A 22,139-nucleotide genomic window follows, 5' to 3' on the forward strand; every position below is an offset into this window, starting at 1 on the left:
GCGGTCTGCGCGGACGCAGTCCTGCAGGCCGGCGGGGTGGCCGGGCGTACAGGCAACCGAAGGCATGAGCCGATGCTAGCCATGCACTTCCATGACGTAAAATGGTATTACTTCACCAATCCATGAGCGGGATTCATCATCATGCTGGAGCGCATCCACCTCAGCATCGTGCAGCAGGTCGAGCAGCAGGGCTCGTTGACCGCCGCTGCCGGCGTCCTCAACCTGACCCAGTCGGCGCTCAGCCACAGCATGAAGAAGCTGGAGCAGCAGCTGGGCACCGATGTCTGGTTGCGCGAAGGCCGCAGCCTGCGCCTGACCCAGGCCGGGCAGTACCTGCTGGCGGTGGCCAATCGCGTGCTGCCGCAGCTGGACCTGGCCGAGGAGCGATTGGGCCAGTTCGCACAGGGCGAGCGCGGCGCGCTGCGCATCGGCATGGAATGCCACCCCTGCTACCAGTGGCTGCTGAAGATCGTCTCGCCCTACCTGGCCGCGTGGCCGGACGTGGACGTGGACGTCAAGCAGAAGTTCCAGTTCGGCGGCATCGGCGCACTGTTCGGCTACGAGATCGACCTGCTGGTCACCCCCGATCCGCTGCTCAAGCCAGGCCTGAAGTTCGTCCCCGTGTTCGACTACGAGCAGGTACTGGTGGTGTCCAAGGGTCATGCCCTGGCCAGGGTCGACCATGTAAAGCCGCGCCAGCTCGCCCAGGAAGTGCTGATCAGCTACCCGGTGCCGTTCGAGCGCCTGGACATCTACAACCAGTTCCTGCTGCCGGCCGGCATCACGCCGCGTCGCCACAAGACCATTGAAACCACCGACATCATGATGCAGATGGTGGCCAGCGGGCGCGGCGTCGCCGCCATGCCGCGCTGGCTGGTGGAAGAGTACGCCGCGCGCATGGACGTGGTGCCGGTGCGACTGGGCGCGAAGGGCATACCCAAGCAGATCTATCTGGGTGCACGCGAGGCGGACACCGCCATCGACTACCTGCAGGCCTTCGTCGAACTGGCCCGCAACAGCACGCCCATCGCCAGCAACGTGCGCGGGGGCGGATGATGTCCGCACGTGCGCCTGCCCGTGCAGAGGCTTTCATCAACAGGTATTCGCTGGAGGTCAGCGCGAAGGCCCTGCCTGCGTTGCACGCCGAAGCAGATCGCATCGCGCCGGGCACGATCATCTCCATTCCCTACCTGGCAAGCGAAGACGACAACGCGCGGCTGGCAGCGGCGCGCATAGTGCGCCAGCTGGGTTTCGAGCCGATGCCACATCTGTCGGCGCGCCGCATCGGGTCGCGGGATGCGCTTGAGCGTTTCATGCAGCGTGCCGCGAGCGAGGCCGGGGTGCAACGATGCCTGTTGATCGCCGGCGATCTGGCGGCGCCTGCCGGGCCGTTCGCCGACAGTGCCGCGATCATCGACACCGGCATTCTCGAACGCTCCGGCATCAAGGTGGTCGCCATCGGCGGGCACCCGGAAGGCCATCCGGTGATGGATAGTGGCGAATGCTGGCAGGTGCTTGAACGCAAGTGCCAGGTCATCGAAGCACGGCGCATGACGCCGCTGATCATCACCCAGTTTGCCTTTGATGCCGACATCGTCCTGGCCTGGCTGGATGACCTGCGCTCCCGCGGCATCCGCGTTCCGGTCCTGGTGGGCGTGCCAGGGCCGGCCAGCATTACGCGGCTGGCGCGCTACGCCGCGATGTGTGGCGTGGGGGCCAGTGCCTCGATGCTGGCGCGCTACGGCATCTCGATCGGCCGGCTGCTGGGAACGGCCGGGCCGGAGGTATTTGTCGACCGTCTCGTGCAGGGGCTGACCGACGCCCATGGCGCGGTCAGTCCGCATTTCTTCCCGTTTGGCGGCATCGCAGCATCGCTGACGTGGATCGAGCGCTACCGACGGCACGCACTCGCGTCCAGCCACTCATAGGCCATCAGTCATGGCGGCCGGGCCGCGTTCGCGGCAGCCCGGCACCGCTACACTGCGGCATCGACTCATGAGGTAGGCAGATGCCCAGCGCCATCCTGCAGTTCTCCATGGAATGGAAACGGTCAGTGCTGAGGGTGGTTTCCGCAGCGGCGGGTTCGCTGGTGCTGCTGGCCGGCATCGTCGGGCAGGCGAGGGCGGCCGCTGGCCCGGCCGAGATCGCGCAGCTGGTGGACAGCTATGCAGCGAACCGTGATTTCAACGGCGTCGTGCTTGTCGCCCAGCACGGGCGCATCCTGTATCGGGGCGCCCATGGACTGGCCAACCGTGAATGGCAGGTGCCGAACGCCGAGGATGGTGTTTTCCGCATCGGCTCGTTGAGCAAGCCGATCACCGCCATCCTGGTGATGCAGCTGGTGCAGGAAAATACATTGCGGCTGGACGGCACGCTGGGCGAGTACCTGCCCGCGCTCTATGCCGGCACGCCTGCAGCTGCGGTCACGGTGGCGCAGCTGTTGAATCACACCTCCGGCATTGCCGACCTGCCGCGCAGTTACGAAGACCCGTGGTGGCAGACGCAGGCCCGGCTCTCGCTGGCGCCCGATGACTTCGCCAAAGCGTGGATTCCCGGCACACTGCTGAGCGCCCCGGGGGCCGAGTGGCGCTACAACAACAATGGCTATTTCCTGCTCGGCCTGATCATCGAGAAGGCAACGGGCACCAGCTACGAGGCCAACCTGCAGCGCCGGATCCTGGACAAGGCCGGCATGACCAACAGCGGGCTGTACCGCGCCAGCGCACTCATTCCGCGCCTGGCGACCGGCTACCAGACCCGGCCTGACTTCAGCCTGGCGCGCCCGATGCCCATCGATCCGAGCGTCTCGTTCTCGGCCGCCGGCCTGTACTCCACCGTTGACGATCTGCTGCGGCTGGACCAGGCCCTGCAGGATGATTCGCTGCTGAGCGCGCCTTCGCGGCAGGCCATGTGGACCAACCATCGCTCGGGCTATGGCTACGGCTGGGAGGTGGAGAACTGGCCCTTGCCTGCAGGTGGCACCTACCCGGTGGAATCGCATACGGGCAGCGTTCCGGGCTACCAGACCTACTGGCTCCGCGCCGGGCAGGACCGGTCGGTGGTGATCGTGCTGGACAACTATTGGCAGGGCGAAACCGCAGCGAGTCTCGGCAAGGAACTGATGGGCGTGCTGCACGGCATGCCGGTTACGCTGGCCCGGAAGAATCTGGGCACCCTGCTGGTGCCGGCCGCACTGTCAGCGGGTGTGCCGGGCATGACACGCGCCTACGAGGCACTGGGGCCTGCGGCCAGCCAGTACGACACCTCCGAGCAGGCGCTGAACTCGCTGGGCTATCGCCTGTTGAGGATGAAGCGCGTGCCGGAATCAGTGGCCGTGTTCCAGTGGAATGCCCGCGCGCACCCGCAATCGGCGAATGTGCATGACAGCCTGGGCGAAGCCTACCGGGCCAATGGCCAGCGCAAGCAGGCGATCAACAGCTACCGCACGGCGGCGGCGCTGGCACCCACTGATGCGCGCCTGCGCGCCGTATTGAAGGAGCTGGAACAGGAGTAGGGCCTGGCCTTTCAGCCCGGCAGTTCGCACTTCATCCGGCCGTCCACATAGTAGGGTTTTGGCACGTTGGGGTTCTCGCTGGTCTTCTCGAAGACCACTTCGAACGAGGCGGCATCGGGCGAGCCCTTGCGATCGGTGCACGCGTCCTGCAGTTTCTTCTTCACCGCCGTGATGCCGGCCTCGCGGTTGGCACCGTCGGCGCTGTTGGTCAGGTTCACGGTCTCGGCCAAGGCCAGCGGGCTCAGGGCGAGCAGGCCGCCGGTCAGCAGCAGGGTGTGCAGCTTGGTCATGGGTCGTGCCTCGCGGGTTTCCAATGGAGCCCCAGCATAGGGTTGGGCCGTTAACAGCATGTGGCCGCAGGGGCCCGAGTCGGAGCGCATCGCAGCGTAATCCGCGATGGCTGACAGCTGTCACTGGCCGCAGACGGGCTGGAAGCGAATAGTGAGCACCAAGGCGGAGACGCTCCGCCACCATTCAGCCGAGGGACGACCCATGAACATGATCCAGCACCTTGCCTCGCAGACGCCGACCTGGGTCTGGCTGCTTCTGGCCTTTCTGGTCACACGTGGTATTGCCGCCATGAAGCCGGGCGAAACGTCCCTGCAGAAGCTGGCCGTGGTGCCTGTGCTGTTTACCGTCTGGGGTGCTTGGTCGATCAGCCACCGCTACGGGATGTCCCTGAGTGCTTGGGGTGAGTGGCTGGCCGGCATCGGCTCGGGCGCGGCGCTGGGGTGGCTGCTGCTGGGCCACGTGAAGCTGACGTTCGACAGCGCCACCGGGAAGCTCTGGCGCAATGCGGACTACAGCGTGTTGCCGCTGCTGCTGGTCACGTTCCTGGTGAAGTACGGCTTCGAAGTCGCCTTTGCGATCTCGCCCGCATTGACCAACCATGCCGGCGCCAGCGCGGCGTACCTGCTGCTGTCGGGTGGGTTCACCGGCCTGTTCATCGGCAAGTACTGCCGCTACCTGGCCTCGTTGCGGCTGGATACGGCGGGCAAGGGGTTGGGGATCGCGGGCTGAGTTCCGCTCGAGCGTGACGCGTCACGATAATAACCCTCGGGCAGCGCAACACCTCGTCTACACACCCGATGCCAGGGCGGCGCGCCGCCCTTTGCGCCCAAGCCAGACCAGTGCCGCTGCCGCAGCCAGCAGCCACGGAATCAGCACCAGGTTCATGCGCTGCCAGCCAAGCGCATCCAACAGGCCTCCTGCACCAAACGAACAGCCCAGACCGACAACGAAGATGGTCATGTCGTTGATCGCCTGTGCGCGGGCGCGCTCGGCCTGCGTGTAGGTTGTGGTCAGCAGTGCCGTGCCTCCCACGTACATGAAGTTCCAGCCCACCCCGAGCATGACCAGTGCCGTCGCAAAGGAGCCGAATCCAGTGCCGGTGGTCGTCATCAGTACATGCCCGACGAAGATCACTGCGCCGGCCAGCATGATGCGGACAGCGCCAAATCGAGCGATCAGCGATCCGGTAAAGAACGAGGGCAGGAACATGCCCAGCACATGGAGCTGGATCACCGTCGCGGCGCTGCCAAGGGCGTGATGATGGTGAACCATGGCAATGGGCGTCGCCGTCATCGCCAGGATCATGATTCCATAGCCGGTCGCAGCGCCGAACAGTGCCACCAGGTACGCGGGCTGGAACACGATCTGCTGCCATGGGCGCCCAGCGGGCTCACCCGGCTCGGTCCTTGAGGTAGCCGGCATTCTCAATCCGGCCAGCACCCCGGTCGCCACCAGCGAGACCACGGCGAGGATGATGAAGGAGCCTTGATACTCCGCCTGCAACAGCGGCCCGCCCAGGCGGGCCAGCGATGGCCCGACCAGCGCCGCAATGATGCCGCCGGCCATCACCAGCGAAATCGCACGGGGGCGGAATGCTTCGTCTGCCACCTCGCTGGCGGCGAAACGATAGAACTGCGCGAAGGCCTGGTATGCGCCCACCAGCAGCGTGCCGGCAGCCAGCAAGGCCATCGAATGCCGGGCGATTCCCAGCGCAGCAATGCCGCCGCCGGCCAGGCCCAGCAGCGAGCCGCAGATGAATCCCACCCGTCGCCCGGCCCTGGCCATCCACATGGCGGCGGGGAAGGTGGTCAGTGCCGTTCCCAGGAACATGGTCGCGATGGGGAGGGTGGCCCACTGTGGGGCAGCGGCCAGATGAGCGCCAGCCAGCCCGCCGACGGTCATGACGATCACCGAAACAATCTGGAACAGCGCCTGGGCGCTGGCCAGCAGGAACACCTGCCGATGCATGGGGTTGTCGGGCATGGGGACGCTTCTTGGATAGGATGGATGCCGTGACGCGGGTTCAGCCAATGACTGGACTAACATTCAATCAATATGCAGAATGTTTGAATATGGACAAGGCAAAGTCAATCCCCCAGCCCAGGCAGGCGATCTATCACGCCCTGGCGGACGTCGCCCAGGCGATCGGGCATGTTCACCGGCTGGAGCTGCTGGAGGCGATTTCGCAGGGGCCGCGCAGCGTCGAGGCGCTGGCGGAGGCGACCGGGTTGAGCGTGGCCAATACCTCGCGGCACCTGCAGTTGCTGCGGCGGGCCCGGCTGGTGGAACCCGATCGCCAAGGCAAACGCATCTACTACAGCCTGTCCGGCGAGGCTGAGGTCGTTGCGCTGCTGCGGGCGCTGGGCTGCTTCGGCGAGCGCAACGTTGCCGAAGTACAGGGTGTCATGCGGGATTTCTTCGAACAGCGCGATGCCCTTGAACCCGTATCGCGCGAAGCGCTGCTGGAGCGCCTGGCGACGGATGGAGTGACCCTCCTGGATGTTCGGCCTTCGTCGGAATACGTCCTGGGCCATCTTCCCGGTGCCTTGAACGTTCCCGCCGCGGAACTGGAGGCGGCATTGATCAACCTGCCCAGGGACAGGGAGATCGTGGCCTACTGCCGAGGCCCGTACTGCGTGATGTCCTTCGAGGTCGTGGAAAAACTGAGGGCGCTGGGCTTCACTGTGCGGCGCCTGGAGGAGGGCTTTCCCGAATGGAAAGCGGCCGGTTTCGAAGTGGTCACAGGGCCGTAGCAGCCCAGTCGCGGCGTAGACAGGCCAACGGGGATGACACCGATACGTCGCTCGGTTGGAGAAGGAGCACCTTCACGGCCAATGTGAAGCCGTCATGAAGGCGTCACACCGTGCCCGTACCTTGCGGCGCACTTCAGGGGGTAGGGGCGACGCAGGTGGCCGAACAGGCAAGACGGCGCCTGGCGCGCATGTTCGAAGAGCACGCGCCACTGTTGCGTGGCTTCTTCGTGCGACGCGGTGCGCGGCAGGACGCCGAAGATCTGGTGCAGGAAACCTATCTACGCCTGCTGCGTGCGCATGAAGGCAAGGGCGAGCCGATCGCCAACCCGGAAGCGTACCTGTTCACCGTCGCGCAGAATCTGGCACGCGAGCAGGCCGCGCGCCGACGCTGGTCGACCCTGTCCATCGAAGAAATCGAAGGCCCGGGCCAAAGCCTGGCCAGCGGGGAATGCGTGGAAGATGCCGCCGAACGGGAGCAGCGCCGCCAGCGCCTGCAGACGCTGCTGGAGACCCTGCCCGAACACACCCGCGCGGTGCTGGTCATGCAGTACCGCGATGGATTGAGCTACAAGCAGATCGCCGAACGCATGGGCGTGTCAGCGCATATGGTGAAGAAGCACGTGGTACGTGGGCTTTCGGTGTGCCGCCGGGCGCTGGCCGAACCGGCAGGGAGGTCGTGAGCGTGGCCATTGAACATCCATCGGCGCTGACCCTGGCCGCCGCGCAGTGGCACGCGCTGCAGCGCGAAGGCGACCTCAGCCCTTCGCAGCAGCAGGCCTTCATGCAGTGGCTGCTGGTTTCCCCCGAACACCTGCGCGAGTACATGGCCATCAGCGAGGTGGCCGGCGCACTGGCCGATGCGCTGCGCGGCATGCCGGATGACGTCGATGCACTGTTGAAGGCTCCCGCGCCGACGCGCAATGATCACAACGTCGTGCGGTTGTCGCCACGCCCGTCCGCCACATCAAGCCAGCGACGGGCACGGCCCACACCCGGCTTGCCGCGCATCGCGGCCGCAGCGGCGCTGATGCTCGCTGTAGGCGTTGGCACCACCATGGCCTGGCCGCGCACCGGGCACTATGCAGCCGCACATGGCATGCCGCGAGAGGTCACGCTGCCCGACAGCACCGTCGTGCGCCTGGACGCTGAAAGCGAAATTTCGGTGCGCATGACCCTGCTGGGGCGGCGCGTCGAGCTTGAACGTGGCCAGGCCAGCTTCGTCGTGGCCAAGGACCGGCGCCCGTTCGCGGTACATGCCGCTGGCCTGCAGGTGACGGACATCGGCACCACGTTCGATGTTTCGCTGCTGCGCGAGCAGGCCCGCATCGGGGTCAGCGAGGGGCGCGTGCACGTGCGCGGCGATGGTGGCCGCGGCCGCATGCTGGCCGACCTCGGCGCCGGGCAGGCGGCACAGGTCGACTACCGCGACCAGCGCGTGCGCATCCGTGAGGAAGACGCTGCCAGCATGACGGCATGGTGGGCCGGGCGGGTGCTGTTCCGCGACGAGGCGCTGCGCGACGTGGCCGACCGTTTCAACCGGCGCAACACGCTGCGCCTGCACGTGAGCGATGACGCCGGTGCGCTGCGCCTGACCGGCAACCTGCGCGCGGATGACGTGGCATCCCTGCGCGCATTCCTCGACCAGCAACCCACGCTGGTCACGCAGGTGGCGCCGGACGGAATCCATGTGCGGTTGCGCGCTGGAACGCCACAGGCGCTGTAAGAAAAAATTCATCGAATAAGTGGTGCCCGATCGGCGCGCTGCGCCCTCGTAGATGGGGAATGCAGGAACACACCTGTTCCGCGACCACCGCCATTCCCTACTGGACCCTACGATGCGCCGCACCCTGTTCCTTTCCATTGCCCTTGCACTGCAGATCACCGCCACCGCCGGCGCCAACGCCGCAGAACCGGCCCGCGTCGCCAGCGAAGCGATCGCCTCGCAGCCGCTGGATGGGGCGCTCAACGCGCTGTCGCGCCAGACCGGCCTGCAGTTCGTCTACAACGCGCAGAATGCCGGCAATCCGCGCACGCCGGGCGTGCCGGCCGGCCTGAGCGCGGACGCAGCGCTGACCCGCCTGCTGGCCGGTACCGGCCTGCGCTACCGCTATCTCAATGCCACCACGGTCACCATCGAGGCACAGGACGCCAGCGCGCCGGCAGCCACCTCCGCGCTGGCAGCACCCGAGGCGGTAGTGGGCGCAGCTGCGGCAACGGCACCGGCCGGCGCTGCGAACTCCGGTGCGCAGGCGGCCAACCTGGAAACGATCCAGGTCACCGGCAGCTACAGCCGCAGCCTGGAGAAGGCCGTGGACATCAAGCGCGCCACGGTGGGCTTTTCGGATTCGATCGTTGCGACCGACGTGGCCGATTTTCCCGAACAGAATCTCGCTGAAGCCCTGCAGCGCATGCCGGGCGTGACCATCGAGCGCAACAAGGGCCTTGGCACCAAGGTCAATGTGCGCGGCCTGCCTTCGGAGTACACCCACGTTTCGATCAACGATCTGGCGACCGCCTCGGGCAGTGGCGGTCGCGACGTGGAATTCGACATGTTCGCCTCGGAGATCATCCAGCAGGTGACCGTGCAGAAGTCGCCCACCGCCGCCGACGAAGAGGGCGGCATTGCCGGCTCGGTGAAGATCTCCACGGCACGCCCGTTCGACTACAACGAACGCAAGCTGGTGTTCTCCGCCGAGGGCGCGCACAACAGCATCTCGGAGGAGGTGGACCCGCGTTTTGCCTTCCTCGCCGCCAATACCTGGGGTGACTGGGGCGCGCTGGTCTCGTACTCGCAGTCCAAGCGCACCAACCGGACCGACTCGACCTCGGGCATCAACTTCCGGCCGTCCTCGCGCTTCCTCACCGCCTCTGGTACCCGCGGCACCCAGGCGCAGGCCGTGCTGCTGCGCGATGCGGGCGTCAACATCACCAATCGCAATGATGCCGAGCAGACCAACCGGGTCGTGTTCCAGGACAAGGTGGGCGACCGCGTCTACCTCAACGAGCAGGACAAGTGGGGCGCCACCGGGTCGTTGCAGTACAAGCCCAGCAACAACTTCAGCCTGACCTTCGACGCGATGGTCGGCGGCTATGACAGCACCGAGGACGAGTACGACGCGGCCGCCTATTCGGCCTCCAGCCGCAGTACGTTCGACACCATCCATGCCTACGATGCCACTACGCTGTCCGAGTACGGCATGGTGGTGCTGCGTGATGTGTCCTACACCGCCACCCAGCACGAGATGCTGAGCAAGGAGCGGATCAACAAGACCGACTACAGCCAGTACAGCATGGCGATGGACTGGAAGGGCGACCGTTGGTACGTGGATGCGCTGGTGGGTTACTCCGGCGCGGAGAAGACCTCGGATTTCTCCAACCTCAAGCACGTGGCCTATGCGCCGTCGCGCACCCGTTGGACCGGCAGCAGCGGTGAAACCATTCCGACCGCGGCCGCCGGCAGCTTCGACATGTACAACGACCCGAGCCGGTACCTGTTCGAAGCCTACGAGACCACGCTGGAGAAGGTGAAGGACGACAAGTACGCCGCCCAGGTCAATGTCACCCGCCTGCTGGACATGGCCTTCCTGCCCGCGCTGCACACGGTCCGGTTCGGTGCGCGCTACACCGATCGCTCCAAGGAGCGCCAGTACGGCGAGCTGAAGATCACCGGGCCGAGCGCGGGCAGCAGCGCCTGGGTCAACACCCGCACGATGGCCGACAGCCCGCTGCAGTACATCGACGACATCGTTCCCGGCGGCAGCTACTCGAACAAGGGGCTGGCCTGGCAGCAGATCTCCAATGACTACGCACGCAGCGCGTTCCGCTACGCGGGCTTCCAGACCCCGTTCGATCCTGGCCAGTTCTACCAGGTCGATGAGAAGGTGATGAGCTTCTACGCGATGGCCGACTTCGCCTTCGATATCGGCAGCGTGCCGTTCACCGTCAATGCGGGTGCGCGCTACGTGGACACCAAGGTCGATTCGTTCGGCTATCACCCGATCCAGCTGCCCAACGGCAGCACCGGCTACACCGACACTCCGGTGTCGAAGGACGGCAGCTACGACGACCTGCTGCCCAGCTTCAACATGACCGCCGAGCTGTCGCACGGCCTGCTGCTGCGCGCGGCGGCGTCCAAGGTGATGATGCGCCCGGCGCTGACCGACATCGCCTACAAGCGCACCGCCAGCTGGGGCTCCTACCGTTTCACTGATGGCAATCCTGAGCTGAAGCCCACCTACGCCAAGCAGTGGGAGGTCGGCCTGGAGAAGTACCTGGACAACGGCGCGCTGTTCGCTGCCAGCTACTTCCGCAAGAACATCGATGGCGTGGTGATCAACTCGCTGACCGGCGTGGTTCAGAATGTGGCGGTATACAACGCCAACGGCAGCCTCAATGGCATCTACGATTTCGACGTCTACCAGCCGGTGAATGCCAAGGGCTCCTACCAGGTCGATGGCGTTGAACTGGTGGCACAGCTGCCACTGAACATGTTCACGCCGTGGCTGGACGGGTTTGGCATCAATGCCAACTACACCATGCTGGACAGCTCGCTGGCCGGCGAATCCAGCCTCGGCATCCGAACCCCGATGCCGGGGCTGTCGGAGAAGACCTGGAACCTAACCGCCTACTACGAGAATTCGCGCTTCGACGCGCGCGTGTCCTACAACCACAAGGGCGCCTACGTCGAATCGATCGGCTACAACCTGTACCCGATCTGGCGCGATGCGTACGGCCAGATGGATGTGTCGATCGGCTACCGCATCACCGACAACATCAAGATCAGCCTGAAGGGCATCAACCTCACCAACGAGCGGACCAGCGGCTACACCATGGACCCGTCCTTCCCGACCATGGATGAGACCTCGGGCCGTCGCATCAGCCTGGGCCTGCGCGCGGACTTCTAAGCGGGCATTTACGCACCGACGGCGTGCGGACCCGCAAGGGTCCGTGCGTCGTCCGCGCGCTTTTCAGAGGTGAATCCATGAAGAATCTTGTAATGCTGGCGCTGCTCGCAGCGGCGGCCCCGGCGTTCTCTGCCCCGGCGGCGGCAACGCCGGCAGACGACGCTGACCGCCAATGGCTGGCCGGCGACCACCATGTGCACAGCGAATGGAGCGTGGACTGGGACCGCCGCACCACGCCGCCCACGCCCGTGCGTGGTGGCGACTCGCCTTACAGCCGCAGCCACAACGCGGCACAGGCCAGGGCCTTCGGCCTGCGCTGGATGGTCCACACCGACCACGGTGGCCCCGGCCACTCCGCGGTTACCCGTGATCACGCCTATCCGGCGCTGCTGCAGGCGCGCACCGATGTTCCGGAAGTGATCCAGTTCAACGGCATGGAATTCGATGTACCTGCAGGCGAGCACGCCTCGCTGATCATCGCACCGGGCCCGCAGGAGCGGGAGCAGCTGGTCGTCGCCGAGCGCGACTTCAGCCGCAGCGAGCCACTGCAAGGCAGCCGCGATAGCGAGCAGCAGATGCAGGCGGCATTGACCTACCTGCGCGGGCTGGCCCCTGCGCCACTGATGTTCATCAACCATCCTTCGCGCACCGCGACCGGCATCGGCGAGTGGGGCGAGGTAACCCCGGACGAACTGCGCGGCTGGCATGCAGCTGCACCCAATGTGCTGGTGGGCATGGAGGGCGCCCCCGGGCACCAGGCCATCCGCAGCGAACGCGGGCTGTATCGCAACGCGGCCGCGCCGACACTGGGCGGCTACGACCAGATGACCGCCCAGGTTGGCGGCATCTGGGACCAGATGCTGGCCGATGGCATCCGCTTCTGGATCACCGCTAACTCCGACTCGCATGTGAACCTGCGCGATGGTGGGCGCGATTACGACCCGGGCGAGTACAGCAAGACCTATGCGTGGGCGCGGCCGGAGGCCGAAGACATCCTGGATGCCCTGCGCAACGGCCGCATGTTCACCGTCACCGGCGACCTGATCGATGCGCTGGAGCTGCGGGTAGCCGCGGGCGACTCCAGCGCCGCGATGGGCGGTTCGCTGGTGCTGCCGCCAGCGCAGACCATGCAGGTGGAGGTGCGGGCACGGCAGCCGGCACGCGCCAACGCGAACGGGCAGCATCCGGCGCTGAAGCGCATCGAGCTGATCGTGGGCGGCAGGGAGGAGGGCGGTGCGTTGCAGATGCAGCGGCGCGGATTCGATGCCGCAACGTGGCGGCGTGAAGGCGACTGGATCGTGGCGCGCTGGTCACTGCCGGTGCCGCCACGCGGTGGCTTCGTGCGGGTGCGGGGCAACAGCACCGGTGCGGTGGATGCGCTGGCGGACGCGCCCGGCGAGGATCCGTGGGCGGATCTGTGGTTCTATTCCAACCCCGTCTTCGTCAGGGTTGCCGAGGGTGCTGGACCGGCGCGCGAGTGACGTAGCACCGGCGCGCCTTTCGCGAGAGGGGACGGGCAGGGCGGGGGAGTTCCAATTGCAAATGACTCTCACTACACTTGCAGGATTCCTCCCCTCTGTCGCCCAGCGCGACCCATCCGCCGGCTATCCAAGTGAATGTCCCGCCCTACCTGTGCAGACCGCAGGCATATGTCCTGAGGGCGCCGTGTCCGCGCTAGGCCGGGGCACGGGCGGGGCTGCGAACCACAGCGCATCAGCAGAGGCCGGCCTGGCCGAGAGCGGCTCATCCACGGGCGGGAGCCTACTGGCCAAAGCCTATGCCCGTTGGCGGGCGCCCATCCTCCGCGGCCTTGCGCGTGCCAGAGGAAGGGACGCTGAAGACGCCCTGCACGACGGCGCAGTCAAATGGATTGCGGCAAATCCTTCGCTGGCGTCCAGCGACCAGCAGGGCGCCTACCTTCGCCGGACGGTAATGAACACCGTGGCCGATGAGTACCGCGAGCTCAGCGCAGGCCGCCGCGTGCAGACCGTGCCTCTGGCAGATGCGGAGGATGCCGGCCACCCCATGGCCAGCGATGAATCACAGTGCCCGCTGCAGCTCACCGCACAGCGCCAGCGCCTGCAACGCCTGGCAGACGCGATGGCCGAACTGCCCGAGCGCCAACGCGAAGCATTCGTGCTCTGCCGCTTCGATGGCCTGACCCAGGAAGAGGTGGCCGCCCGCATGCAGATCTCCCGGCGCATGGTGGTCAAGCACCTGTCGCGCGCGGTTGCCTACTGCCAAGTGCGGGTACGCTATGCGTCCCTGGAACAGATGCAGGAACTGCATCGGTCCACCGGGGCAGGCGGGGAGTTGGCGCCTGCCATTGATGCCGATCTTCCCTGCCGATGACCGATTTTCCTTCCGCCGCAGGTTCTGACCCGTTTGCCCTGCACGAGGCGGCGGCCACGTGGCTGCTGCGACGGCAGGATGTGGACTGGCAGCCAGATGACGAGGCGGCCCTGCAGCACTGGCTCGCCGAAAGCGAAGCGCACCAACAGGCGTTCACCGACGTGGCCCAGACCTGGCACGACCTCGGCCAGCTGCCGCGCCCCGCATTGGCTTCGGACACTCAGGCCGCGCGTGCGCCAGCGGCACCTGCCGCCCTGCGACGGGACGGCGTGACGCGCCGCGCGCGGTCGCGACGCCTTCCTCGCGTGGCGACCGCTGCGGCGGTGGCGCTCCTGGCCCTGGGTTGGGTCGGCTACGGGTGGTACACCGCGCCCAGCTACGTACAGGACGTGAGCACCGGCGCTGGCGAGATCCGTGATCTGCAACTGCCCGACGGCTCACGGATTTCGATCAACGCGCGCAGCACGCTGGCCGTGCATTTCTATCGCTCTCGCCGCGAAGTAGTGCTCAGCCAGGGTGAGGCGTTCTTCGAGGTCGCCCCGGCGGCCGAGCGGCCCTTCACCGTGGATGCCCAGCGCAGCCGGGTGACCGTGGTTGGCACTGCCTTCAACGTGCGCAATGGGCCGGGCGAAGTGCTGGTCAAGGTGCTTCATGGGCACGTGCGGGTACAGCCGGATCGCACCGAAGGCACCGCGCCGGTCAGCCTGTACGCCGAACAGGGCCTGGCCGTGACCACTGCCACAGCCACGTATCGTCCCATTTCTGCCAGTGCAGACAGCATCGGCGGTTGGCGCAACGGGCGCCTGGTGTTCCGGCGCACCCCGCTGGACGAAGTTGCGCAGGAAGTCGCGCAGTATCTGGGCCACCCGGTCACGCTGGGCCAGCCAGGGCTGAAATTCCTGCCGGTTTCCGGCTACGCCGCCACCGACGCCCCGGCCAGCTTCGTCGAGGCGCTGCCGGACCTGTTGCCTGTACGGGTGACCCGCACGGCGCAGGGCGGCTATCGCATTGACGAGCGGCCTGTCACGCGCTGACGCCGCAGGAAGAAATTTTTCCAGCACGGGTTCCCACCCCATCGCTGTTTTCCGTTTACCCCAGTGAGGCCAGTGGTGGCCAAGCATGATGGAGCGGTAATGGGGTACATGAAGATCAAGCGCGCACTTGTCGCCCGCGCGTTCTCTACCGGGGTACAGGCCACGCGGCTGCCGCTGCTGGCCGTGTGCATTTCCAGCGCACTGGCTGCGCCGGCCATCGCACAGGCGCAGCCGGCGGCGCGCATGCCGTTCAATATTCCAGCCCAACCGCTGGATGCAGCACTGCGCCGATTCTCCGAGCAGTCGCGGCAGCAGGTGTTGTTCAGTGAATCGGCAGTGGCCGGCCGTCGCGCGCCGGCGGTGACGGGCAGCTACACGCCGCAGGAAGCACTGGCGCGCCTGCTGGAGGGCAGTGGGGTACGTGTCAACGCCACCCGCCCCGGCGTGTTCACGCTGGCGCAGGACCCAGCATCACCTGCGCGGGGCAAGGATGCCCAGACCACCCTGCAGACGGTGAACGTGACCGCCAACGGCCCAGGCGATGGCTCCTACACGGCACGCGAGCTGAGCCTGGGCAAGCTGGGGCAGAGCATCCGCCAGACCCCGCAATCGGTCAGCGTGATCACCCGCCAGCAGCTGGACGACCGCAACCTCACCACGCTGGACGAGGCACTGGCGCAGACCACAGGCGTGACCAAGACCGCTCGCAACTTCGGCAACCACAAGTTCTCGATTCGCAGCTTCACCGTGGACGACAGCAACTATCTGGTCGATGGCGTGGCCGGCATCGTCTATGCCCCGGTGGGCTGGCTGCCGATCGACACCGCCGTGCTGGAGCGGGTTGAAGTGCTGCGCGGTGCCGGCGGCATGATGCTGGGCGCGGCCGACCCCAGCGGGGCGATCAACATGGTGCGCAAGCGCCCGCGCGACCAGGCCCATCTGGATCTGGCGGCCACGCTGGGCTCGTGGGACAACTATCGCCTCGAGGTCGACGGTGGCGGCCCGCTCAATGCCGCTGGCACGGTACGTGGCCGAGTCGTCGCCGCCTACCAGGACCGCGACTACTTCCAGCGCGGCACCTCATCGAAGACGCCGGTGGCCTACGGCGTGATCGATGTCGACCTGGGCCAGGACACCACGCTCACCTTCGGCCTGCGACATCAGGCCAGTGACACCGACGGCTACTGGCTGTTCGGCCTGCCGCGCTATACCGATGGCGGTGCGCTGGACATCAAGCGTTCCACCTCGCTCATCCAGGACTGGAACCGCCAGGAAGGCTCCGTTGAGGAAGCCTTCGCCGAAGCGGAGCACCGCTTCAACGAGCGCTGGAAGGCGCGCCTGTCGGTGAACCGCACCGAATCAGACCTGGACCAGCGCGTCGCGGTTCCGGTGGGCGGGGTGGACCGGGCCACCGGCATCGGTTCGCGCTTCTATGACATCTACTTCAACCAATCGCGCGTGCGCAGCGACGGTATCGACCTGCACACCACCGGCAGTTTCGACGCCTTCGGCCGCAGCCACCAGCTGCTGCTGGGCGCGATGTGGTCGCGCCAACGCACCCGCCAAAGCTCGGCGGACCTGGCCATCGACGTGCCGATCAATGTCTACGCACCGGACCACAGCGCCATTGCACAGCCGCTGCAACCCGCGTGGGACTGGTCGGAACACGCGCGTGCACAACAAAGCGGCCTGTACAGCAACCTGCGCCTGCAGCTGGCCGCACCGCTGCACCTCACGCTGGGTGGCCGGCTGAGCTGGGTGAAGTACCAGTCCAACGATGGCTTCACCGGCGCCAGGAGCCGCGAGTACGAACAGAAGCACGAGTTCACCCCGTACGCCGGTCTCGTCTACGACCTGGGCCCGCAGTGGTCGGTCTACGCCAGCTACGCCGATACCTTCCAGCCGCAGAGCTCCTACGTCACCTCATCCGGCGCGGTGCTGGATCCCGCCATCGGCGCCAACTACGAGCTGGGCGTGAAGGGTGAACTGAACGATGGCCGCCTGAACGTCTCCGCTGCGGTGTTTTCCATCCGCAAGACCGGCAACGCCGTGGTGGACGCGTCCGACCCGGGCAGCTGCCCCGGCTCGCTGGCCTCGTCCGATTGCTACCGCAATGGTGGGAAGCTGCGCAGCAAGGGCTTTGAACTGGAAGCCAGCGGCGAACTGGCGCCCGGCTGGCAGATGATGGCGGGCTATACCCACGTCACCAGCCGCGACGATGAGGGCGCCACCATCAGCGCCGAAACGCCGCGCCATCTGCTGCGCCTGTCGACGTCCTACCAGCTGCCCGGCCGGTGGAATGCGTTCTCCGTGGGCGGTGGCGTATCTGCGCAGAGCAGCTATTCCTATCCGGCCTACGACGACCCGGACTGGCGCATGGGTGCGGCCGGACGCGCGGTGTGGGACCTGCGTGCCGGCTACCGGATCAATCCGCGCTGGAGCGTGGGCGTCAACGTGGCCAACCTGTTTGACACGCGCTATTACGCGATGATCAGCCAGATCCGCCGCGGCAACTTCTTTGGCGAACCCCGCAACGTGATGCTGACGCTGCGCGGCGCGCTGTGATCCTCCGCAACCGGCGGGGCGGGGGCATGCCCGCCACGGGGATGGCATGAAGGCGGGCTTCCGGCAGAGCATGTCGTGGCTGCACACCTGGTGCGGCCTCACCTCCGGCTGGCTGTTGTGCGCGATCTTCCTCACCGGCACGCTCAGCGTGTTCCGCGAGCCGATCACGCGATGGATGGAGGCCGGCCCGGTGCCGGCCTCCCCGCAGGAAATGGATGCAGGTGCGCAGGCAGCGCGAGCGCAGCAGTGGTTGGCTGCAAACGCCGCCGATGCCCGGGCATGGCAGATCCGATGGCCTGCCCAGCACGGCTGGCCGCTGCAGCTCTCATGGGAGGATGACGGCGGCACCGCGCACGAACGCTGGGTAGATGCCGGCACCGGCATGCCGCAACCTCCACCTCGCCTTCGGGAAACCGAAGGCGGCCGCCACTTCATGTCCTTCCACTACACCCTGCACGGCGGCATGGCCGGCTACTGGCTGGTCGGCTGGATCACGGCCTGCATGCTGCTGGCGCTGGTGTCCGGCGTGGTGGTGCATAAACGCATCTTCAAGGACTTCTTCACTTTCCGCCCGGGCAAGGGGCAGCGCAGCTGGCTGGACGCGCACAACCTGAGTGCCGTGCTGACCCTGCCGTTCCTGTTCATGATCGGCTACACCGGGCTGACCTTCTTCTACAGCAGCTATCTGCCGTGGCCCGTGCAGGCGGCCTATGGCGATGCCGATGATGCCTATGCACGCTATGAAGCCGAACTGGCACCTGCGCGACCTGTCCTGGCCGGCATTCTGGTTGCGGGCGCGCAGTTGCCGGACCTGTCGGTCCTGCTTGCGCGGGCGCGGGCCATCAGCGGGCAGTCGCCGGCACTGGTGGTGATCCAGGCGCCCGGCACCGTGCACAGCGTGGTGGAAGTGGAGGGCCGCAAGACAGCGGGGAACACCGGCAAGCACCTGTTGAGCGAGGCCAGCCGGGTGACCTTCCATGCGGCCAGCGGCAGGCTCCTGCAGCAGCATGCAGCGCATCCGCAGCAACTGGGTGCCGTGCAGGTACACGAAACCATCGAAGCACTGCACAAGGCCGATTTCGGTGGCTGGCCGATGAAGTGGCTGTACTTCATCAGCGGCCTGCTGGGCACCGCGATGATCGCCATCGGCACGCTGCTGTTCTCCATCAAGCGGCGCAAGCGCAGTGAGCATGAGTTCGGCGCCGCCACGGCAGGCATCTACCGTTGCGTGGAAGCCTTCAACGTGGCATCGCTGGCCGGGGTGGCGCTGGCAAGCATCGCCTACCTGCACGGCAATCGGTTGCTGCCACTGGAAATGAGCGATCGCAGCGCATGGGAGATACGCATTTTCCTTTTGACCTGCGCGGGCTCGGTGCTGCACGCACTGTGGCGCCCACCGCGACTGGCCTGGATCGAGCAGTTGTGGCTGGCCGCCGCGCTGTGCCTGGCACTGCCCGTGGTGAATCTGGCAAGCACCGGGCAGGGGCTGCTGATGTACCTGCAGCGGGGTGCATGGCAGCAGGCCGGTGTAGAGCTGGTCGCCCTGGCCTTCGGGTTGATGCTGGCAAGAATGGCCCTGATGCTGCAGCGCCGCTGGCCACAGGCGCAGGAGGCGCCGCGCAGTGCCAAACCTGCGCCCGGGCAGGGCGCGGCCCATCGCTGGCAGGTGGCGAGCCGGGTGCTGGCTGCCTCGGTAGGGGGCTATGTGTTCACCGCACTCACCGCCACGGTACTGGCACTGTTGCTGCCCTCGCTGGTGAATATACGCGCGTCCGTTTCGGTCCTGACCAGTTCGCTGCTCGGGTTCGTGCTGTTGATTGCCGTTGCCGTGGGCATCTTCAGCGCCCGTAGTGTGGGGAAGGTGTGGCTGGTCGTGGCAGCAGGCAGCGCCCTGATGGGAGGGTTGGCGGCGATGCTGCGGCCGGGGTGAGGGTAGGGGGCACGGCTCGCCCATCACCCACATTCACCCCACAGCAGCGAAAATGCATCCCTGGGCGCGCCCTGAAGCGCGCCGCTCACTGCCTGCAGGATCGTAACGATGTCCAACACCCCCTTTGGTGAATCGTCATGCGCTGCCGCCGCCAGCGGTTGCGTCGAGGTGCGTGGTGCACGCGAGCACAACCTCAAGAACGTCGACGTCTCCATTCCGCGCAATGCACTGGTGGTGTTCTCCGGGGTCTCGGGGTCGGGCAAGTCATCGCTGGCCTTCGGCACCGTGTTCGCTGAAGCGCAGCGGCGCTACTTCGAGTCGGTGGCGCCGTATGCACGGCGCCTGATCGACCAGGTGGGCGTGCCCGACGTGGATGCCATTGACGGCCTGCCGCCGGCAGTGGCCCTGCAGCAGCAGCGCGGGGCCAGCAATGCGCGCTCATCGGTAGGCAGCGTGACCACCCTGTCCAGCCTGGTGCGCATGATGTACTCGCGCGCCGGGGCCTATCCGGCCCATCAGCCCATGCTGTACGCGGAGGACTTTTCGCCGAACATGCCGCAGGGCGCCTGCAGCACCTGCCACGGGCTGGGGCATGTCTACGAAGTGACCGAAGCGCTGATGGTGCCGGACCCGTCGCTGACGATCCGTGAGCGCGCCATCGCGTCCTGGCCGCCGGCCTGGCATGGCCAGAACCTCCGCGACATCCTGGTCACGCTGGGCTACGACATCGACGTGCCGTGGAAGAAGCTGCCGAAGAAGGACCGCGAGTGGATCCTGTTCACCGAGGAAACACCCAGCGTGCCGGTCTACGCCGGGTTCACCCCTGCAGAGACCCGCGCCGCGCTCAAGCGCAAGCTCGAACCCAGCTACATGGGCACCTATACCGGCGCGCGCCGCTACGTGTTGCACACCTTTGCCAACACCCAGAGCGCGCTGATGCGCAAGCGCGTGTCGCGCTACATGGAAGGCAAGCTGTGCCCGGCCTGCCACGGAAAGCGCCTGAAGCCGGAGGCGCTGTCGGTCACCTTTGCCGGTGTGGACATCGGTGAGTTCATGCGGCTGCCGCTGGACCAGCTGGCCGAGCTGCTGGAGCCGGTGGCGCAAGGTGATTTCAGTGCGCACAGCAAGGGCGCTCGCACCCGCAGGAGTGCGACCCCCCGCGATCGCGCGCGTCGGGCCGCGAGTGGCCAAGCGACCCACGAGGGCGCCCCCGACGTGCGGTTGACTTCGGCCCTGTCCGAAGAGAAGCGACTGGCCGCACAGCGGCTGGCAGGCGGGGTGATGGCGCGGGTACGCCAGCTGCGTGAACTGGGCCTGGGCTATCTCTCGCTGGATCGCGCCACGCCCACGCTGTCGGCCGGCGAACTGCAGCGGCTGCGGTTGGCCACGCAGCTCAGCTCGTTGCTGTTCGGCGTGCTGTACGTGCTTGATGAGCCCTCGGCGGGCCTGCATCCCGCCGACAGCCAGGCGCTGTACGACGCGCTGGACCGGCTGCGCGACGGCGGCAACTCGGTGTTCGTGGTGGAGCACGATCTGGACCTGATGCGCCGCGCGCAGTGGCTGGTGGATGTGGGCCCGGAGGCCGGCGAGCGCGGCGGGCGCGTTCTCTACAGTGGCGAGCCCGATGGCCTGCGCCACGTCCAGGACTCGCGCACGGCCCGGTATCTTTTCGACCAGGTGCCTGCGCCCGCCAGCCGCCAGCGTAGCCCCGGCAACTGGCTGGAGCTGCAAGGCATCCATCGGCACAACCTGCAGGGCGTGGACGCGCAGGTGCCACTGGGATTGCTGACCGCCGTCACCGGCATCTCTGGTTCCGGCAAGTCCAGCCTGATGGCACAGGCGCTGCCGGAGCTGATGCTGCTGCACCTGGGGCACGAGCCGGTGGACGAGGGCGCGGACAACGAGCCCACCGACGGGCCGACTGTGATTGAAGCAACACGAGGCCGCCTGGCCGGCGATGCAGATGCCATCCAGCGCGTCGTGCAGGTTGATCAGAAGCCGATCGGGCGCACGCCACGCTCCAATCTGGCCACCTATACCGGCCTGTTCGATCACGTACGCAAACTGTTCGCCGCAACACCGGCCGCGCGCCGCCGCCGTTTCGACGCCGGCCGCTTCTCGTTCAACGTGGCCAAGGGCCGGTGCGAAACCTGCGAAGGCGAAGGGTTTGTCAGTGTCGAACTGCTGTTCATGCCCAGCGTCTATGCGCCGTGCCCGACCTGCCACGGTGCGCGCTACAACGAGGCCACGCTGAAGGTGCAGTGGAATGAGCGCAACATCGCCGAAGTCCTGCAGATGACGGTGGATCAGGCGCGTGTGTTCTTCAGCGAAGAGGATGCCATTGCCCGTCCGCTGCAGTTGCTGCAGGAAATCGGCCTGGGCTACCTGAGGCTGGGCCAGCCGGCCACCGAGCTCTCAGGCGGCGAGGCCCAGCGCGTCAAGCTGGCCACCGAGTTGCAGCGCAGCCAGCGCGGGCGCACGCTGTACGTGCTGGACGAACCCACCACCGGCCTGCATGTCTCCGACGCGGACCGGCTGCTGGTGCAGCTGCAGCGGCTGGTGGACGCCGGCAACACCGTGGTGATGATCGAGCACGACATGCGCGCGGTCGCACAGGCGGACTGGGTGATTGATGTAGGCCCCGGCGCTGGCGGGGCAGGGGGCACCATCGTCGCGAAGGGTACGCCGCAGCAGGTGGCGCGGGCCAAAGGCAGCAGGACGGCGCCGTTCCTTGCGCGCGAGCTGGGGCAGGGCGGTTGAGGCGCAGGCCCAATTGAAAAAAGGCTCCGGCGAGAT

16 protein-coding genes are annotated in these 22,139 nt (G+C 66.7%); 14 read left to right on the forward strand and 2 right to left on the reverse strand.

What is annotated here, in order from left to right:
* The first annotated feature begins 141 nt into the window (after positions 1-141).
* The 3 genes from SSKA14_RS12935 to SSKA14_RS12945 all read left to right on the forward strand — a co-directional run bounded on the left by SSKA14_RS12935 (position 142) and on the right by SSKA14_RS12945 (position 3,514).
* Positions 142-1,056 carry a LysR family transcriptional regulator gene (locus tag SSKA14_RS12935; protein ID WP_008265957.1) on the forward strand — a complete coding sequence of 305 codons (915 nt, stop codon included), beginning with the start codon at positions 142-144 and terminating at the stop codon, positions 1,054-1,056.
* Positions 1,056-1,928, forward strand: coding sequence for a methylenetetrahydrofolate reductase (locus SSKA14_RS12940; protein ID WP_040009653.1), 873 nt, complete (start codon positions 1,056-1,058; stop codon positions 1,926-1,928). The genes SSKA14_RS12935 and SSKA14_RS12940 overlap by 1 nt, the downstream gene beginning before the upstream one ends.
* A gap of 80 nt (positions 1,929-2,008) precedes the next feature.
* Entirely contained in the window at positions 2,009-3,514 is a 1,506-nt protein-coding gene (locus SSKA14_RS12945) for a serine hydrolase (protein ID WP_008267202.1), read from the forward strand.
* A gap of 11 nt (positions 3,515-3,525) precedes the next feature.
* Here SSKA14_RS12945 and SSKA14_RS12950 read toward each other — a convergent pair whose 3' ends face one another.
* Positions 3,526-3,804, reverse strand: coding sequence for a hypothetical protein (locus SSKA14_RS12950; RefSeq protein WP_008266582.1), 279 nt, complete (start codon positions 3,802-3,804; stop codon positions 3,526-3,528).
* Positions 3,805-4,006: 202 nt separating this feature from the next.
* Between SSKA14_RS12950 and SSKA14_RS12955 the strand changes: the two genes are divergently transcribed.
* Positions 4,007-4,534, forward strand: a complete 528-nt coding sequence (locus tag SSKA14_RS12955) for a DUF6622 family protein (RefSeq protein ID WP_008268355.1) — start codon at positions 4,007-4,009, stop codon at positions 4,532-4,534.
* Positions 4,535-4,591: 57 nt separating this feature from the next.
* Here the strand turns inward: SSKA14_RS12955 and SSKA14_RS12960 are convergent, their stop codons facing one another.
* A complete protein-coding gene (locus SSKA14_RS12960; protein WP_198283606.1) occupies positions 4,592-5,761 on the reverse strand; it encodes an MFS transporter in 1,170 nt (389 codons plus the stop codon).
* 116 nt (positions 5,762-5,877) lie between these two features.
* Between SSKA14_RS12960 and SSKA14_RS12965 the strand changes: the two genes are divergently transcribed.
* The 10 genes from SSKA14_RS12965 (at position 5,878) to SSKA14_RS13010 (ending at position 22,103) form a co-directional block, all read left to right on the forward strand.
* Entirely contained in the window at positions 5,878-6,558 is a 681-nt protein-coding gene (locus SSKA14_RS12965; RefSeq protein ID WP_008264670.1) for a metalloregulator ArsR/SmtB family transcription factor, read from the forward strand.
* Between the two features lie 155 nt (positions 6,559-6,713).
* Positions 6,714-7,238: a sigma-70 family RNA polymerase sigma factor gene (locus SSKA14_RS12970; protein ID WP_008265143.1), complete on the forward strand. Its 525-nt coding sequence runs from the start codon at positions 6,714-6,716 to the stop codon at positions 7,236-7,238.
* 2 nt (positions 7,239-7,240) lie between these two features.
* The gene (locus SSKA14_RS12975) at positions 7,241-8,281 is read left to right on the forward strand and encodes a FecR domain-containing protein (protein ID WP_198283607.1); all 1,041 of its coding nucleotides are present in this window, start codon (positions 7,241-7,243) and stop codon (positions 8,279-8,281) included.
* Positions 8,282-8,393: 112 nt separating this feature from the next.
* Entirely contained in the window at positions 8,394-11,462 is a 3,069-nt protein-coding gene (locus SSKA14_RS12980) for a TonB-dependent receptor (protein WP_008267152.1), read from the forward strand.
* A 77-nt stretch (positions 11,463-11,539) separates the two neighbouring features.
* On the forward strand, positions 11,540-12,943 hold the full coding sequence (locus tag SSKA14_RS12985; protein ID WP_040007704.1) for a hypothetical protein: 1,404 nt from the start codon (positions 11,540-11,542) through the stop codon (positions 12,941-12,943).
* Positions 12,944-13,004: 61 nt separating this feature from the next.
* On the forward strand, positions 13,005-13,814 hold the full coding sequence (locus SSKA14_RS12990; protein ID WP_232281395.1) for a sigma-70 family RNA polymerase sigma factor: 810 nt from the start codon (positions 13,005-13,007) through the stop codon (positions 13,812-13,814).
* Positions 13,811-14,848, forward strand: a complete 1,038-nt coding sequence (locus tag SSKA14_RS12995) for a FecR domain-containing protein (RefSeq protein WP_008266507.1) — start codon at positions 13,811-13,813, stop codon at positions 14,846-14,848. The genes SSKA14_RS12990 and SSKA14_RS12995 overlap by 4 nt, the downstream gene beginning before the upstream one ends.
* A 108-nt stretch (positions 14,849-14,956) precedes the next feature.
* Entirely contained in the window at positions 14,957-17,413 is a 2,457-nt protein-coding gene (locus SSKA14_RS13000; RefSeq protein WP_008266912.1) for a TonB-dependent receptor, read from the forward strand.
* Between the two features lie 46 nt (positions 17,414-17,459).
* Positions 17,460-19,343, forward strand: a complete 1,884-nt coding sequence (locus SSKA14_RS13005) for a PepSY-associated TM helix domain-containing protein (RefSeq protein ID WP_008266142.1) — start codon at positions 17,460-17,462, stop codon at positions 19,341-19,343.
* Positions 19,344-19,451: 108 nt separating this feature from the next.
* Positions 19,452-22,103 carry an excinuclease ABC subunit UvrA gene (locus SSKA14_RS13010; protein ID WP_008264522.1) on the forward strand — a complete coding sequence of 884 codons (2,652 nt, stop codon included), beginning with the start codon at positions 19,452-19,454 and terminating at the stop codon, positions 22,101-22,103.
* The last annotated feature ends 36 nt before the right edge of the window (positions 22,104-22,139 follow it).

It is taken from the genome of Stenotrophomonas sp. SKA14 (genome assembly GCF_000158575.1).
In the GTDB taxonomy this organism is placed as follows: domain Bacteria; phylum Pseudomonadota; class Gammaproteobacteria; order Xanthomonadales; family Xanthomonadaceae; genus Stenotrophomonas; species Stenotrophomonas forensis.

What these genes read in the sequence shown, in the direction of transcription:
- SSKA14_RS12940 (WP_040009653.1), top strand. Translation starts at nt 1,056, where the DNA reads ATGTCCGCACGTGCGCCTGCCCGTGCAGAGGCTTTCATCAACAGGTAT.
- SSKA14_RS12995 (WP_008266507.1), top strand. Translation starts at nt 13,811, where the DNA reads ATGACCGATTTTCCTTCCGCCGCAGGTTCTGACCCGTTTGCCCTGCAC.
- SSKA14_RS12950 (WP_008266582.1), bottom strand. Translation starts at nt 3,804, where the DNA reads ATGACCAAGCTGCACACCCTGCTGCTGACCGGCGGCCTGCTCGCCCTG.
- SSKA14_RS13010 (WP_008264522.1), top strand. Translation starts at nt 19,452, where the DNA reads ATGTCCAACACCCCCTTTGGTGAATCGTCATGCGCTGCCGCCGCCAGC.
- SSKA14_RS12985 (WP_040007704.1), top strand. Translation starts at nt 11,540, where the DNA reads ATGAAGAATCTTGTAATGCTGGCGCTGCTCGCAGCGGCGGCCCCGGCG.
- SSKA14_RS12980 (WP_008267152.1), top strand. Translation starts at nt 8,394, where the DNA reads ATGCGCCGCACCCTGTTCCTTTCCATTGCCCTTGCACTGCAGATCACC.
- SSKA14_RS12965 (WP_008264670.1), top strand. Translation starts at nt 5,878, where the DNA reads ATGGACAAGGCAAAGTCAATCCCCCAGCCCAGGCAGGCGATCTATCAC.
- SSKA14_RS12945 (WP_008267202.1), top strand. Translation starts at nt 2,009, where the DNA reads ATGCCCAGCGCCATCCTGCAGTTCTCCATGGAATGGAAACGGTCAGTG.
- SSKA14_RS12935 (WP_008265957.1), top strand. Translation starts at nt 142, where the DNA reads ATGCTGGAGCGCATCCACCTCAGCATCGTGCAGCAGGTCGAGCAGCAG.
- SSKA14_RS13000 (WP_008266912.1), top strand. Translation starts at nt 14,957, where the DNA reads ATGAAGATCAAGCGCGCACTTGTCGCCCGCGCGTTCTCTACCGGGGTA.
- SSKA14_RS12955 (WP_008268355.1), top strand. Translation starts at nt 4,007, where the DNA reads ATGAACATGATCCAGCACCTTGCCTCGCAGACGCCGACCTGGGTCTGG.
- SSKA14_RS12990 (WP_232281395.1), top strand. Translation starts at nt 13,005, where the DNA reads ATGACTCTCACTACACTTGCAGGATTCCTCCCCTCTGTCGCCCAGCGC.
- SSKA14_RS13005 (WP_008266142.1), top strand. Translation starts at nt 17,460, where the DNA reads ATGAAGGCGGGCTTCCGGCAGAGCATGTCGTGGCTGCACACCTGGTGC.